The organism is Sphingomonas sp. AP4-R1 (genome assembly GCF_013113735.1).
Taxonomy (GTDB): domain Bacteria; phylum Pseudomonadota; class Alphaproteobacteria; order Sphingomonadales; family Sphingomonadaceae; genus Sphingomonas_I.
In genome coordinates, this window is the sequence record NZ_CP053346.1 from 2,619,046 (window position 1) to 2,633,983 (window position 14,938).

Genomic DNA, 14,938 nt, shown 5'->3' on the forward strand with positions numbered 1-14,938 from the left:
GGGCCTTGGCGAACAGACCTCCGGAATGGACGACTGTCGCGTGCGGGAACCTGGGGAAATGACCGGCTCATGGCACCGGGATCCCGGCGCAGCAGATCACCTTTTCGAAGAGCATGAACTGGGCATTGTCCTTGCCCGGCGCATGTTTGGCCGAGGACCAGAGTGCGCCTGGTCGGCCGATGTTGACACACTTGCCGCCCTTGACCGGCTCCATGATCTGGAGCTTGTAGCGCGACTTGGTCCAGACGGGCTGAGGGATGAACGAGCAGCCGTCGGCCGAACTGATGGTGAGCGCGCCCAGGCGCCCCATCATGAACACGCCGCGCGCGGCAAGCCCCGCCCAGGCTTCGACGCTATCGTCGAAGTGGATGTCGCCGGCGATCGGATAGGTCGCACCCCACGATCCCATACACCAGAAAAGGGGGTCGATGACCTTGCCCGCAGCCGCTGCGGCGCTGTCGCCCATGCAGGCAAGGCCTGCGGCGGGATTGCCGAAGAGAATGCCCTCGGGTTGGATGATCGCTCCCAATGTCCCCGACTGCCAGGTCGGCAGCACCTCGGTGATCATGGCGACGTCGAAACCGTCATTCTCAAGGCACGGCAGGTCGGTGAACATGTCGAGCATCGCCCAGACCGGCGATATGTAATAATGCATCTGCGCGAACATCTTGCGGGTGTTCGTGCCGTCCGAGATGGACGACTGGCTGCCCTGCAGCCTCCCCCCGGTCGGCAACAGATCGGCGCCGAGCGCCATCATGCAGCCGGGTTCCGTCACGACATCGACCATGCGGTTGGGCGACCAGTAGGAGACCTTGACCCCGAACCAGAACTGGATGCCCTTGCGGCAGGCGCACAACGGCTTGGAGGCAGATTGGGCGTCGAGCGCTTTGTCGAGCTTGTCGAAGCTCCCCACCCGGATGCCCCCCACGGTGATGGGGAAGATGCAGGTCCAGCGCACCTTGGTGATCGGATTGAAGACGGTGCCGGCCTCGCATTTGGAGGCATGTGCCTGGCTCGGCCAGGCGAGCGTCATCAGGAGCCCGAAGACGAGTCCCGTGACGAAGACAGGAAGACGTCCGATCATCGTATCGCTCCCTTCGTGGCGGGTGCGACAGTCCGGCTCTTCGGTCCATATTCGCTGAGGACGAGGCGCGTTCCCGACTGCTCCACGATGACCGGGGCCACGGTGAGCCCCAGGCGCTGTTTGACCCGATCCTCGAGAATGAAGATCGCGCGGCCGGTCTTTTCGCTCAGGTCAATCGGGTCGCCATTCTGGGTTCCGAGCGCGGAAAGCAGGATGAAGTCGCTCGGTCGGGCATTGCGAAGCGCCCAGCCCAGATCACGCGGATGCACGACGACAAGGCGCTGCGGCAGCTTTACATAGGTGAGCGGGTTGAAGGTGAAGCCCTTCGGATAGAGCGTCTTCCCGCCCGGCAACGTGACGTCGAAGTCGAGCGTGTAGAAAGGCACGACGCTGCGCACCCGATCGGCGCCCGCGACGCCGAGCGACGCGGCTTTAAGGGCGGTCCATTTGTCGCGCGGGCCGAATGCCTTGCTCATGTCGCTGGGCAGGGTCGCGACCTTAGCCTCTATCTCGGTAAGCGCATCAGGCTCCGCGATCGGCCAGGTCCGCCCGATCGTGCTGCGCGACTGGGCTCCGCTCGTGACCGGCCCAGCCGCGGCGAGCGCGGCCGCAACGGCCAACGCATTGCCGGTCAAGAGTATCAGGAACATGGGTCCGCAGTGAACCCGGTGCAGTATGTCAGCGGCCATGACGTTGCCTCCAGTTGCGTTCCGGGGGCTCGGGAACCCCGATGAGGGCAGCGACGAACGCGCAGATTGAAAGCGGGGTCAGGGTCCAGATCAGGACGCCATTCTCAGAGCCTAGCGATGGCGACATCAGCAGCAGCGCGCTCTGGATCAACATCAGGAGGAAGCCGCTGACTATCAGCCGGATCGCCGATTGCGACGGCGCGGAAGAGGTGAGGCCGTTCATTTGCGCTTGCCCTTGCGCAGGCGGCTCATGAGTTTCGCGGTTGCAGCAGAGAGGCTCAGCAGGAGCAGCCCGGTCGCAAGGCAGGATGCCGCGATGATGAGCGAGGCCCGCAGCACCATCATGGTCGGCTGCTTGAGCACGAGCCCGGCGACGAGCACCAGAAGGCCCATCATAACCGTCTCGATCAACACGAGCCGAAAGCGCCACTGAAACGACTCTGCCTGGAAGCGCTCGGCAACACGCTGCTCGACGATAACTTCGATGGCTTCGTTGTCGGACCAGTTGAGCGGCAGCTGATCGGGATGCGGTGCAGATCGTGCCATGGCGATCACACTCCCACCAGGCCAGTCGCGGCAGGCGTACCCAGGATCTGCGAGGGCTCGACGCCAGCGAGACGGCAGATCGCTTCGAGTGGCGAAAGTCCCTCTCGTAAGAGCGCCTCGAACGCGGCAACCTCATCGGGCGCCGAGGTGTTGATCCAATAGGAGAAAGGATCGACTACAAGCCGCGCGATGCCCAAGCCCAAGGGTGAGTCGATGAACACCTCGCTATAGTTGGGCTTGGAGTTGCGGACCGACTTCAGGAGATCGAGGACAAAGCCCGAATAATCGAGGATCTTGTTGTCGACCGCCCGGTCATAGGTTGAGCCCTGCAGCAGGAACCGTGTCGCGGCATTTTCGAGGATCACCTGACCCGTGCCACCGAACAGCGCGAGGTCGTTCATCGACTGCAGCACGATTCCGAACGAGCCGCGATATTTGCGTGCTCGCCGATAGCCCTGGCCGAAAGCCTCGGCGAGGCGCGAAAGATCCTGCCCATCGGTCCGGGTCATGAACTGCGCGGCCTCGTCGCACAGGACGAAGCGGGGACGATCGCGCGCGGAGAGATAGAGTTCCTGCGTGACCGCGTTCACTACCACCATGACGATGACGTTGAAGAGGTCCGGCATCGACTTGAGGCGCTCGAGCTCGAGCACCACGAACTCATCGTTGCGGATGTCGAGCGTCGAGGGGCCATTGAAGTAATGGCCATAGGCGCCGGCCGAGCCGAAATCCCGCAGGTTGAAAGCCAGTTCGCGTGACGTCGGTACGAGATGATCCACCCGATCGAGATCGGTCTCGACCAGCGATGGATAAGTGCCGAGCCATTCACGCACCGCATCAATGCCATGATCGGCACGGCCAGTGTCGATCGTCCACTGGACAGCGGACTTGAGCAGATTCCACTCGGAGGTGGTCACGCCCTTGCGAGTTGCGGCGTTCGCCATCTCCGCGACGATCGCGACCGCCATGGTGATCGCCGACTGCTTGTCATCGCCGTCGAGTGCGAGCCCCATATCGAAGGGGTTGAGCACCAGATGCTCTTCGCCGATGTCGATATAGCGGCCCGAGCAGAGCGTGCAGAGCTTCCGGTAGCTGCCGCCGATATCGATGATCCGGATCAGTGCCCCATTGGCGTAATATTGCTGACAGAGATTGTTGAGCAGGAAGCTCTTGCCCGCGCCGCTCTCGGCCGAGACGATGAAGTTGTAGTTGTTGATCCTGGGATCGAAGAGGTCGAGCGTGACGAGCTGGCCCTTGCGGCCGGTATAGAGAAGCGCCGGGCGCCCGCCGCCCCGAAAATCGGTCTGGATCGGCGCCATGAGCACCGCCGCCTTGACCGGCATCCGGAAGTCGCGTTCGAGCAGGCGCAATGTCGTGCGGTCGGGATAGAGGCCGAATGGCAGGCTCATCACCAGCAGGGTCGGGTTGAGGTAACTCTCTTCCTGCATCGAGAAGGGCAAGGGCTCGCCTTCCCACAGGCGCTTGGCGCGGGCGGCAAGGTCGCGCGCATGCGCGCGGTCGCGGCCGAACACCCAGACGGTCGGAATAACGCGGACGAACTTGCTGTTGCCCGCCTCGTCCAGGATCCAGCCTATCTCCTCAATCTGCTTGCCGACCTCAACCGCGAAGCTGCCCGCCGCCTTTTGCGCCGAAAGGATCTGAGCGCGCTTGTGAATCTCGAATTGCGAATGATCGAACAGGATGTTGAGCGTGTAGAGGAACGGCCCACCGATCTGGTCGCTGTCTTCCGAGGCGCCACGCATGCCGCCCATGAGACGATTGGCGCGCTCGGCGGTGATACGCCGGGCCGGTGCCTTGGGCGTCAGGCAACGGGCGACCTGGTTGCCCAGGAACACCTCCGCGCCCTCGAATACGAGATCCGGACCTGCATCGATGATCTGCTTGGCAATCGGCGGCGCGCCTGTGGTCGTGCCGTCTGCAAAGACGCCCGGGGCCGGATCGGCGACGCCGTTGAAGACGCGTCGATAGAAGGCGACCATCTCCTCTGGCGGGAGCCGCCGGATGCCAAGCTTCGACAATTGCTCCTCGACTTGCCGGCGTAAATCCTCGCCGAGCGGGCGGCGCGTCTTGATTGAGAGCAGCGTGCGGAAATTGCGGACCGGGATGCCGTGGAGCGCCTTGAGACCATGGCGGCCTTTGCTGAGATAAGCGTGCGTATAGCGCGCCGAGGCCTGAATGAGCGGGTCGTCGCGGGTCTTCAAGTCGAGGAATGCGTCGAGCGCGTCGTCGATCAGCGGGTCCGCGAAGGTATGGAGCTGCAGGACCGTCCCATCGGGAAAATGGATATTGAGCAATCCCTGCAAGGCGCCCTGGACATGGGCGAACATATAGGCGGTGGGCATCACCTCCCAGGCATGGCCCCAGGTGTCGTCGATGCAGAGGAACGCCTCGGTCTCCTCCTCCCATGCGACCAGTGGGAGATAATCCGAGAAGCTGTCGCGTCGCACCGCATTGCGAAGGCGTGCATAGCTGAGGCCGCTCACGGCCTTTGCTCCGGTACCGGCGGCACGATGGCTGGCGCGGGCGGGGCGCCGGGCGCGGCTTCACCATCGGGATCAACCGTGTCGCGCACGCGGACCTGACCGAGGATCGGCGCCTGAACCGCCCGATCAGGCGCGGCGACAAATGCGCCGCCCACCACCCAGACGGGCTTATCGACCACCGAATAGACATAGCGGGGCATGTAGAGCCGGTCCGGGCGTTGCCGATCGGCGTAGGGCAGGATCAGCGTGCGGACGGTCTGCGCAGGCTTGAGCATCGGGGTTACCGGCGCTTCGATCAGACCTTTGAGCTCGCGATAGACGCTGTCGCGGTAGCTGCCATAGGCGTTGCCCGCGATTTCGCCCCGCGATCGGGAACCCGCTCGACCAGCATCCCGCCCGCGCAGCATGGCACGATCATTGGTAACCTTGGGGTCCGACTTGGAAGTGACGCCTGCTACCGCATCCGCATAAGCCAGATCGGGATGGATGCATTGACCGTGGTCACTGTTCTTGCAGTCGAACTTCTCCGAATAGGGCGACATCATCGAGCCGACCGTCGCGCATCCGCTCAAACCCACAAGCAGGCCAAGCGCGACGAGCGAGCGATGGAGAGACTGGTAAGCCAGCAAAGGCATGGCGGAACCTCCAATAGGGTAGGGGGAGCGTCGCATCAGAATTTGCCCGCGACGGTCGGCTTGATCTCGAGCGCCAGGCCTTCCTGGATGACGACAACGACATCCTTGGCCGCGCCGACTTCCACGACGGGACCGGCCTGGCGCGCGAGGTCGAGATAGAAATCCGTGAGCTTGTCCGACGATTTGGAGAGGCCCCCGGCAATGCCGGACTTGACGGCATCGCCAGCGTCGAGACTTCGCACGCTCCCCAACGCTGATGTCGAGAGGCTCCCGAACGTTCCTTCGACCGATTGCGAAATGCCGGCGATCGTGCCGGCAATGAACGAGCGCGCGAGCGTCGCGCCGGCGCGGGTCACGACCTTGCCGGACAGGCCTTTCTTGCCATCGGCGTCGACAAAGAAGCCCTTGATCGCCTGGTCGACCACGGCATGGCTGTCGAAGTCCACGCAAGAGATCGACACGAGCTGGATCTCGACCCGTTCTTTGGCGAGGCTGCCGGTCGCGTTTCCAATGACGAAACAGCCAGCGAGATTGGCCTTCACCTCATTTGGGAGCACGGCCGGCGCCTGAACCCGGGCGATGATCGGCTCGGGATTACTGGTCGCGTCCCGGCTCGCCAGCGCGTCGATACCGGTCAGCAGCCGCGCCTTCATGAAACCAGGTGGCAAATAGATCGTCCGCTTTCCTTTTTTTGACGCGGCCCCGCTGCCCGCGCCTCCTTCTGCCGCTTGGGTCGCGGTCGCAGCGCCGATCGCGCCGACCTGCCGTTCGGTGGGCGGTGCAGGCGGAGCCGGCGGGGCCGACGGGGCACTGGGCGGGGCAGGAATTTCGTCGGCTGCGCCCCTGGCCTCGGGGGGAGCTGGCGGATAGGCTGGAGCCTCGCCTGGTATTGCCGGGGGGAGATCGCCGCCATCGCCGGCAGTCGTTGCGTGCGCGCCGCCGCCCGCTCCGGGAACCACCTTTCCTTCCTCGATTGCCGTCACCCGGTCGCCGAGCAGCGTTTGGCCGTCGAGTATCTTCTGCAGGTCTCCCCGCAGCTTCACCTCAAGGCTGTCGCCGCGGAGGCCGGCACCCATGTCGAGATTGGAAGCCTGGGGCGCCTTGGGTGCCTCCTTCTGGCCGCTGGTGCTTGCCGTGTAGAGGCCCAGGCCGAGCAACGCGATCGTCGAGACGATGCCCAGCTGTTTGGCGCGCAATCTCTGGTCGGAACTGAGCTTCGACCACTGCGCCGGAAGATCGAGCAGAGCGGGGCGAGAGGCCGTCGGCGTCTCGTTGACGTCCTCACCCTGACGGGCCGACGGTCCAGGCCCGCCCTGCAGATTCTCTTCGGGCGCGGTCATGGCTGTACACTCCGGCGGACGACGATCAGCCGAGCGGTCTCGTTGGGATCCAGCGTCAGCCGGTCTATCGTGATGGCAAAGATGTCGGCCCCGAGTGCCTGATCGAGGAAGTCGCGTTCATCGAGCGAGATCGCAACGCTGGCACGGACCAGATATTCGCTGACCGAAAGCCCAGCGCCCTCGATCTCCAAACGCCTCCGCTCGCTGAGCGACGCCGAAGGAACGCCGGCAAGGGTCAGCCTGTCGCGGTACGGCGCGACTTCGGAGAAGGACGCGGGCACGCGATCCTGCAGGATCGCAAGCGCGATCCCGACTGCTCGCTCTTCCTCGACCAGTGGACCCAGCAGCGCATCATTGGCACGCGCGCGCTGCGCACCGCCGGGGACCAGCGTTACGGTCTGGGCGGCGATGTCGGCGGGCTCGGCGTAGAGCGGATAGATGGCGCCGTTGCACGAGACAAAGAACTCGGAGGGAGTCGTCACATAGGTGCGCGTCTTCGTGCTGCCCGCCGCCACGCCCGGGTCTTCGGTTTCGAGAACGAGGAACTTGATCCACGCGTCCGACCCACCGCGCTCGACCGCGAGGCCCTTCTCAGCCGAGAATTTGACGTCCTCGATCTCGCCACCGATGCAAACGACATGATTGACGTCGCGATTGGAGAGCCGGATGCGGCTCGTCTGATCGGGCAGTGCAGCGATCGATTGGGCGAAGGCGGGCACGGAAAAGGGAAGGGACACGACAAGCGCGCCCGCGAGGCAAATGAATCCCGCTCGGTTACCGGATGTCGGCACTGAAATTCTCCTCCTGGAGGGCGGTCAGCCAGAAGCGGCCGTTCTCGAGCGCGTAGCGAATGCGCAGATTGCCGCGGAACTTGCGGATGACGCCGCCGATCACGCGGACCTTCTCGACGGGCACGAGGATCTCGCTGCCGGTCCAGGTGACGGGCTGATCGCCGCGAACATAGGTTGCGATCGAAAGCGTCGGGTTGTTGCCGAGTTCGTCCAGCAGTCGGTTCAGACTATCGCGCAGCCCATTGTACGCACTGGGGTGCGCGATCCGCAGCAGTTCCTGGAACTGTCGGTCGGCCGAATAGGCGGAATAGGTACCAGCGAGGCCGACAATGTTGAAGGTGATCGAACGCAGATAACTCTCGGAAGGCTTGTTGCCCGTCACATAGAGATCGCCGTCCGCGCCGAAGGGCACGATTACGGTGCGTGTATTCTGGTTTGATGTGTAGATGAGTGTCCCGAGAACCGCGGTGATGCCGAACAGCCCGGCGATCGCCACCTTGAGCAGCCGGTTTTCTTCGAAGAGGTTGGCCGATCCCTGCAGATAGCGGTGCAGGTGCCAACTCGGGCGCGTGTCGCCGATCATGTCGGCCTGAGCCTTGCGTCGGAAGGGATGTGCCATCTCGCCTACTCGAAGAAGCGGGTCTGGGTCGGACCCGGATAATTGCGGAAGCGGGCAAGGCCCCAGCGCCAGGCCAGGTGCGGGATGAACCCACGCGGCTTGGTCCGCTTCCACGGGATGAAGAGGAGAAGAGCGCCAATGAGCGCCCAGCCGATGATCCCGCCGACGATGACCGCGACGAAGATCACGCTCATCACGACGATGAATTCCTGACTATCGAACCAGAGGATCTGGACCGGCCGGTGCAGGAACTGCGGCAGACGTTCGTCCACGCCCTTCTCCCTTGCTTCACCACGCCGTTGGGCGTGGGGTCCGAAAGGCGACCATCGCCCTCCGTTGCGGTAGCCGGGGCGCCGACACACCGGCGTCCCAGCCGGTCTTCAGATCACCATGCCGAACGTCTGGAGGATCGAATCCGCCTTGATGAGGCAGACCGCCGCCACGATCGTCGGGATGCCGATCATGATGTTTGAAAAAAGCCGCGAGACGCCGAACAGGAAGGCGGCAACGCCGCCCACAAAGCCGAGCGGACCTTTGACGCCCTGATTCACGACGATGTCGTAGATGTCGTAGCCGAGGTCGCCGGCGGCCGGCGCCTGGAAGGCGTAGGCGACGCTCGTGCCGGCGATCGCGGCCAGCAGGAAAAGGACCGCCGCGTCGATCGTGCGGAACGTCCTTCCCCGAAGCAATGTCAACATATTCAGTCTCCTTGTGGTCACCAGAGCCGTCCAGGTCATGCTTGCCGGTACCGATCGGTGGTCGTGTCCGGCCGGTGGCTTCGCTGGACGGCCCCTGGAGGCGCGCTGCCGCCGGCATCCCGGTTCTCGCCGGCACAGCCTTCGCCGCGCGCGTGCGAGTTCCGCCAAAAACCTCGGGCCCGTCCCTTCAGGGACTGGGCTTGTGCTTCCGGCTTTCGGTCTCGAGAAAAGCTTCGAGTTCGGCCTGCTGAAAGCCCGACACGAGTTTGCCGTCGACAAAGAGCGTCGGCGTGCCTGAGACCCCCATCTTGCGGACGGTCTCGGCATCGCGCGCGACTTTCTCGGCGCCGGGCCGGCATTTGTGCAGCGTGGCAGGTTGGGCACCCGAGTAGACCGACTTGAAGGCTGCCTGCTGGTCCGCGGAGCAGAGAATATGCTCGGCTTTAGCCGCTGCCTGCGGGTGAATGCCGCTCACGAAATAGATGAGGCGCTGAACCGGTTTCCCCTCGGCTTCCTTGGCCAGCCAGAAGCGTTCGAGTGCCTGGCAATAGGGACAGTCGGGATCGGTGAACTCGATCACCTTTGGCGCATTCGCCGGGCCGATTACCAGAGCATCAGCCGGATTGATGACGCCGAGACGCTTTCTCGCACTGGCATCCTGGGCCAATGCGGTCAGATTGACGCCGTTTTTGTCATAAATCGCCGCGAATAGCAGATGCTGACTCTCCGGCGCGAAATAGATGACTCGTCCCCCCGCAACGGCCTGATATATTGGACCACTGACAGGCGCCGGACCAAAGTCCTCGAAGGTCAGATTGGTAAAGGTTTGGCGCAACTGACGCTGAGCTTCTGCGCCGGCCGCGGTAAGCGGCTCGGCGCTGTTCTCTTGCGCAAAGGCGGGAGCCGATGCGCAAAGCAGCGCAGCGAGAAGCAGTTTACCGCTGCGAGGCATCGGACAGCTCCGGATAAACGAGGGAGGTGCGCGAGAAAATTCCGCGGTCGAAAGTGAACGAGTTTCCGAGCTTGATCGCGGTGGGCGTAGGCGCCGGCGCCGCGGTGGCAGGAACCACGCGTTCGGTCTTTTCACGGATCGAGAAGCCGGTCTCGCTCTGGACGACCACGAGCTGGGAGGTGCGGGCGCAAGGGTAACCCTCGGCGTCGGGACGATAGGTTTGGGCGCTGACAGGGGTGGCGCCGATGATGAGCAAAAGGGCTCCTGCAAAAATGGGCGGGGAGCAAGGAAAGTCCATGGCACGCATCTCCTCGTGGCGCCGCAAGGCGCTCGGATTGGGGTTTGGTTAGTCCGGTGGGGCAGCTGGACTGAAAGCCATTCACTCCGCCGATCCGGTGCGTCCCGAGCAATGACCACCTAGAATGTCCGCTGCAATAGGCAGGGCACTGAAGTGCCGAAGCGGAGAAACAAAGCATAAGAGGAGCGGAACTGCTCAATGAAGATGAAGAAGCGCTTCCAAGAACCACTCTGCGCGAAAGCGGCACTAAAGTGCCGCTTTTGCTTCAGTTCGTCGTGGGAATGCACCGGTTCGGAAACTCGGCTCGGTATTGAGCGCTAGCTTTGCCAGGAGAGAAGGCGATGGGTCGAGCAAGACGCAGTTTCAAGCTCCGGCTCTCGCCGGCCGGATTGGACATCCTGATCGATTCGCACTGCCATCTGATTCGTGCGACACGGTCGCTGATCGCCTGGGGAACTACGCTTCATGTCGCGATCGAATACCTAAGCACCTTGCCAACGCGCGATATCGTTGACCAACTGAGAGGGCAGCAAGTGAGTTGCCTTGGAGGAAACGAAGAACATCATGTCGGGGCTTCCAGCCAACTCTGGGAGATGGCGACTAGCATCACCGAGCGCATTCAGAAGGACGTGCCCGACGCCAGGCAACCCACTCTGGGCACAATCTATATCGTGGCTCTTCTGCAGGTCACCAAAGCAGACCGGAGTGCCTTGCTGCACGCTTTCGATCGCGCCTTGCAGTCGGGAGCAAGAGCGCCAGCATCCCGGGATGCCAATGATCTTACTGGGTAAAGCCGACAACATGGCCGAGGTTCCCAATTGACAGTGGTGGTAAGTACACCTTAGCGTCGAACCCATGAAATAGCCTTGGCGGGCGGGATCTCCCGTAAGGAGACGCGGATATGTCGCATCTATTAGCGACTTCCGTTGCTGAAAGTCCGATCCTGTACGTCAAAGTGATATCGGGACGGCAAATTGAAGAGGCACGGAAGAAGCTGCGCCTGACGCAACGCGAATTGGCGCGCGAACTTGGCATGGGCGTGCGCTGGCTTCGGGAGATCGAAGCTGGCAATCCACGTTCCCGTCTCGATGACCATCTCGCCTGCGCCTATACGCTCGGGCTTTCGACGGGCCACATCCTCATCCCTTTGTTGTTTGCAGGGCAGAAGATGTGCTTTCCAAAGCAATTGGCAACAGGTGACCTCAGCGAACTCGAGCGGATGTGCGTCGAGATGATCTCGCAGAGAAACCTTGACCATCTGACGCGGGCTCTGACACCCACATGGGCGACAAAGCAGGCGCCGGCCGAAGCGGGACTGTGATGTCGGCAATGGATCCGCCGCTTCAGGAGCGCGTCTATGCCGGGCTTAAGGCGGATTACCTGGCGGGACATTTCGTCCCGGGCAAGCGGATCGACCTTCAGGACCTTGCAAACCGGCACCGCTCAAGCAAGACGCCTGTCCGCGAAGCCGCGTTTATCCTGGTAGGAGAGGGGCTTCTTACCCATCATGCCGATGGAGGGTTTCTCGTTCCGGTACTTGCTCCAACCGACACCGTCGAACTGCTCGAGTGGCACATGCAACTGATGCTGGCGACTATATCGGCTCTGAAGGAGACTGCCGTTCGCTCCGTGCTCTCCCAGTATTCGAGCAAAGGTACGGTACTCTCAGCGGTCGAAGTCGCCAACCGGACCATGGAGTTCTTTACCTCAATGGCTAGCGCGATAGGGAACCGAGAAGCGTCTGCCCAGGTGCGACTCGTAAACGAACGCCTGCACTACATACGAATCGCGAATTATGAAAATCCGATCCTTGCGGAAAAGGAGCTGGCAGCACTCACGAGCCTGAATGTGAAAGACGTTCAAAAGGCAACGCGTCGCCGTGTCGAGACGTACCATCTGCGGAAAATCCGTCATCAACGAATGATTATCCAAGAAACGGAGCTGGGAGAAAGATAGAGTTTTTCAAAGAGATATCGCACTTGTGCTGCCCACTGCCGGCCAAAAGTTGCAGCGCACCACCTGATTGGCGAATATTCCGCCAGCCTGTCCGGATATATTTGGACCAGGCCCGACCCCGTCCAGCTTACTCTGAAGCTGCCGTCCTTTCGCGGCAATCGATGAGGAGCATAAGATGGAACGCAATGACGATCGCATCTGCGATGAGCTGATCGATCTCGGATCCGTTTCCGAGGAAACCAAGGGCAACTCGGGTGGGCTGGGCGATACGGTCATTCAGCGGCAGCTGATGGGAATCGGTCTCGAGGACGACTGAACGCCTTTGGCGCGCGCCGCGCCGCGGCGCGCGCCACTGCTTCGGGATCAGCTAGATGTACTATCGACTGAGAGAAGGCCTCCATCACTGTTTGGCTGGACGCAGAGTGATCTTCCTCGACCTGGCCCAAGATCGCTATCTGGCTTTGCCGCCAGCCAGTGCGATCGCCTTTCAAAGATTGGTAAGTCGTGGTGGAGAAGCGTTCGACGGCGCTCGAGATGCGCTGTCGCCGCTGGTGGAGCGAGGAGATCTGATTGAAACCGAATCATCTGACCCCTCAATATTCCCAGCTTCAATCGCCATCCCCAAGACGGACGACCGTCGAGACGGACTGTCTCTTCTAAGTTTCCCAACCTTCGTGGCCGCCCTATACTGGGAATTGCGAGCATCGTTGGCATTACGAAATCAAGCGCTATCAGCGGTAATCAGGCACACAGAAAGCATACGCTCACGCAAGCCGCCCAATGCAGCAACAGCAAAGCGACAGCTTTCGGAGATTGCGGCTGCGTTTGATTACACGGCTTACCTTCTGGGACGCGCAAACCGCTGCTTGCCGCGATCCCTCGCAATGTACTCCCTCTGCCGCAAACGCGGCGTCGCCGCCGAACTTGTCATTGGAGTTAGGTCTGACCCGTTCGCCGCGCACGCCTGGATACAAAATGACGCCATGGTGCTCACCGACACTGCCGAGCAGGTTGGCCTGTACACGCCTATCTTGGTGCTCAGATGAGCATAAAATTTGTCGCCCGGATCAGCCGGTCGGGTATCAAAACCGATCCCGCGGCCCCTCGATCTACAAAATTTCCTCTCATCCGGCAAACTCCTTCCGCTGAAACTTGCGTGGATATCAGCGATGTCGGCGCGTTGATTACTTTGCCGGGCGGGAAAGGTTTCATCATAGGCATTCTGTTCCATCGACACGGTCCGACGGATCGCGCGGTGCAATTTAGCCCAACCGAAATCGACGCGATAGAAAGATCCAACGGCCAACACCTGATCGAGCGATACTGGGGAACATACGTCGCCGTTCTCACAACTGCTGATGCGCTCACGATCATCCGCGATCCTTCCGGGGCCCTGCCATGTTACTACTCGAGGCACCAAGAAGTATTATATCTAGCATCGGAGCCCTCGCTGTTTGTCGATGCAGGGCTGCCGAGTCCAAAGATTGACACATCAAGGATCGCCAGGGCGCTCCTTGTCGCTGGGATGCCGGAACGGGCGACCGCGCTGAGCGGCATCGCACAAATCCTTCCCGGAACATCCCTGAAAGTCGAGGGCGCGCGTACGACCACTGCCGTCAGATGGAACCCGTGGAGCTTCGTCCCCCTGCACGCGGACCAGCCTCCGCCTGAGCGAGCAGACGAACTTCGCAGGACAGTTCAACATTGCGTTGGCGGCTGGGGAAAGCAGTACAACAAGGGAGTCCTCGGGATCTCCGGCGGGCTTGATTCATCCATCGTTGCAGCATGCCTTCAAGCGAGCGGTAACGAGCTATCGCTCCTCACGCTGACAACCAACGATCCGCTTGGCGACGAAAGACTATTCGCTTGCTCGCTTGCGGAATATCTAAACATCCAGATGTTTGAAGAGTCCTATCTGTTGGAACACATCGATCTCGGCACGTCGTCTGTACGCCATCTGCCGACGCCGGCTGGCCGCCTCGACGCTCAATCCTATGACCAGGCGGCCGTAAAAGTCGCCGCGGCAGTGGGGGCGAACGCGATTTTCACCGGCAATGGTGGCGACAATGTCTTCTATATGAGCCATTCCGCACGGCCTTTGGCCGACAGATATTCAGCGGAGGGGCTTTCCCCGGGCCTGCTGCACACATTGCGAGACATCTGTACCATCACGGGAGCCCCAGCCCGACAGGTGATCGCACAAGCAATCGTGGCCGGGAGAAATTCCACGAAGGGATACATCTGGGGGACAGAGGAATCCTTCATCGCACCCGAGGCCCTCGAAACAGTATTACAGGAGCCAGTTGAACATCCTTGGCTCGCGGTGCCTGAAGGCACAAGGTTGCCCGGCAAGGCCGCGCACATCGCAATGATCCTTCGAATGCACTATTCCCTCGACGCTTACTGCGAACGTGGAGGGTTTCCGGTCGTGCATCCGCTAGCATCGCAGCCGATCCAGGAAATCTGCCTTCAAATTCCGACATGGCAGCAATGCGCTATGGGGCGGGATAGAGCCGTGGCGCGCGAAGCTTTCAAGCAGTCGCTCCCGCATGCTGTGATTGAACGTCGAGCGAAAGGTAGCCCGCAAGGCTTCATGTTCGAGATTTTTGAACGGTTCCGCGCCGAGATACGTGAGAGGATGCTGGATGGCTTCTTAATACGCAACGGAGTCCTCAACCGACCACACATTGAAGCAGCTCTCATCGGGTACCGGCAGATGACGGCTGCTGAGATCATGCGAATACTGATGTTTGTCGATACAGAAGCATGGATCGAACACTGGAGATCCGCCGGTCTCTCACAGAGCTGTTAAGGACTGAGAGAAGC

The 14,938-nt window shown here is 61.6% G+C and carries 19 protein-coding genes; 6 read left to right on the forward strand and 13 right to left on the reverse strand.

The features are described 5' to 3' along the window. Positions 1-67: 67 nt before the first annotated feature. The 13 genes from HL653_RS12180 to HL653_RS12240 form a co-directional block, all read right to left on the reverse strand. Positions 68-1,084: a TraU family protein gene (locus HL653_RS12180; RefSeq protein ID WP_171744745.1), complete on the reverse strand. Its 1,017-nt coding sequence runs from the start codon at positions 1,082-1,084 to the stop codon at positions 68-70. Beyond that, positions 1,081-1,734, reverse strand: coding sequence for a conjugal transfer protein TraW (locus HL653_RS12185; RefSeq protein ID WP_253717968.1), 654 nt, complete (start codon positions 1,732-1,734; stop codon positions 1,081-1,083). Before HL653_RS12185 ends, HL653_RS12180 begins: the two co-directional genes overlap by 4 nt. 28 nt (positions 1,735-1,762) lie before the next feature. After that, positions 1,763-1,996, reverse strand: coding sequence for a hypothetical protein (locus tag HL653_RS12190; protein WP_171744747.1), 234 nt, complete (start codon positions 1,994-1,996; stop codon positions 1,763-1,765). Then, complete coding sequence (locus tag HL653_RS12195; RefSeq protein WP_171746936.1) at positions 1,993-2,319, reverse strand: hypothetical protein; 327 nt, start codon at positions 2,317-2,319, stop codon at positions 1,993-1,995. Before HL653_RS12195 ends, HL653_RS12190 begins: the two co-directional genes overlap by 4 nt. A gap of 5 nt (positions 2,320-2,324) precedes the next feature. Next, complete coding sequence (locus tag HL653_RS12200; protein WP_171744748.1) at positions 2,325-4,823, reverse strand: TraC family protein; 2,499 nt, start codon at positions 4,821-4,823, stop codon at positions 2,325-2,327. After that, the gene (locus tag HL653_RS12205; RefSeq protein ID WP_171744749.1) at positions 4,820-5,458 is read right to left on the reverse strand and encodes a TraV family lipoprotein; all 639 of its coding nucleotides are present in this window, start codon (positions 5,456-5,458) and stop codon (positions 4,820-4,822) included. The genes HL653_RS12200 and HL653_RS12205 overlap by 4 nt, the downstream gene beginning before the upstream one ends. Before the next feature lie 35 nt (positions 5,459-5,493). Beyond that, entirely contained in the window at positions 5,494-6,798 is a 1,305-nt protein-coding gene (locus HL653_RS12210) for a TraB/VirB10 family protein (RefSeq protein ID WP_216599991.1), read from the reverse strand. Beyond that, positions 6,795-7,535 carry a type-F conjugative transfer system secretin TraK gene (locus tag HL653_RS12215; RefSeq protein ID WP_253717970.1) on the reverse strand — a complete coding sequence of 247 codons (741 nt, stop codon included), beginning with the start codon at positions 7,533-7,535 and terminating at the stop codon, positions 6,795-6,797. Before HL653_RS12215 ends, HL653_RS12210 begins: the two co-directional genes overlap by 4 nt. Before the next feature lie 37 nt (positions 7,536-7,572). Then, positions 7,573-8,208: a TraE/TraK family type IV conjugative transfer system protein gene (locus HL653_RS12220; RefSeq protein ID WP_171744751.1), complete on the reverse strand. Its 636-nt coding sequence runs from the start codon at positions 8,206-8,208 to the stop codon at positions 7,573-7,575. 5 nt (positions 8,209-8,213) lie between these two features. Beyond that, entirely contained in the window at positions 8,214-8,480 is a 267-nt protein-coding gene (locus HL653_RS12225) for a type IV conjugative transfer system protein TraL (protein ID WP_171744752.1), read from the reverse strand. A gap of 108 nt (positions 8,481-8,588) precedes the next feature. Next, the gene (locus HL653_RS12230) at positions 8,589-8,906 is read right to left on the reverse strand and encodes a hypothetical protein (protein ID WP_017500136.1); all 318 of its coding nucleotides are present in this window, start codon (positions 8,904-8,906) and stop codon (positions 8,589-8,591) included. Between the two features lie 187 nt (positions 8,907-9,093). Continuing rightward, on the reverse strand, positions 9,094-9,858 hold the full coding sequence (locus HL653_RS12235) for a DsbC family protein (RefSeq protein ID WP_171744753.1): 765 nt from the start codon (positions 9,856-9,858) through the stop codon (positions 9,094-9,096). After that, entirely contained in the window at positions 9,842-10,114 is a 273-nt protein-coding gene (locus HL653_RS12240) for a hypothetical protein (protein WP_171744754.1), read from the reverse strand. Before HL653_RS12240 ends, HL653_RS12235 begins: the two co-directional genes overlap by 17 nt. 431 nt (positions 10,115-10,545) lie before the next feature. Here HL653_RS12240 and HL653_RS12245 point away from each other — a divergent pair, with 431 nt between their 5' ends. The 6 genes from HL653_RS12245 (at position 10,546) to HL653_RS12270 (ending at position 14,924) form a co-directional block, all read left to right on the forward strand. Further along, on the forward strand, positions 10,546-10,947 hold the full coding sequence (locus HL653_RS12245) for a hypothetical protein (protein ID WP_171744755.1): 402 nt from the start codon (positions 10,546-10,548) through the stop codon (positions 10,945-10,947). Positions 10,948-11,057: 110 nt separating this feature from the next. Continuing rightward, entirely contained in the window at positions 11,058-11,477 is a 420-nt protein-coding gene (locus tag HL653_RS12250) for a helix-turn-helix domain-containing protein (RefSeq protein WP_171744756.1), read from the forward strand. After that, complete coding sequence (locus tag HL653_RS12255; protein ID WP_171744757.1) at positions 11,477-12,112, forward strand: GntR family transcriptional regulator; 636 nt, start codon at positions 11,477-11,479, stop codon at positions 12,110-12,112. The genes HL653_RS12250 and HL653_RS12255 overlap by 1 nt, the downstream gene beginning before the upstream one ends. 175 nt (positions 12,113-12,287) lie before the next feature. Next, on the forward strand, positions 12,288-12,428 hold the full coding sequence (locus HL653_RS12260) for a benenodin family lasso peptide (RefSeq protein ID WP_171744758.1): 141 nt from the start codon (positions 12,288-12,290) through the stop codon (positions 12,426-12,428). Positions 12,429-12,483: 55 nt separating this feature from the next. Continuing rightward, on the forward strand, positions 12,484-13,158 hold the full coding sequence (locus HL653_RS12265) for a lasso peptide biosynthesis B2 protein (RefSeq protein ID WP_171744759.1): 675 nt from the start codon (positions 12,484-12,486) through the stop codon (positions 13,156-13,158). 110 nt (positions 13,159-13,268) lie between these two features. Next, complete coding sequence (locus HL653_RS12270; RefSeq protein WP_171744760.1) at positions 13,269-14,924, forward strand: asparagine synthase-related protein; 1,656 nt, start codon at positions 13,269-13,271, stop codon at positions 14,922-14,924. Positions 14,925-14,938: the final 14 nt, after the last annotated feature.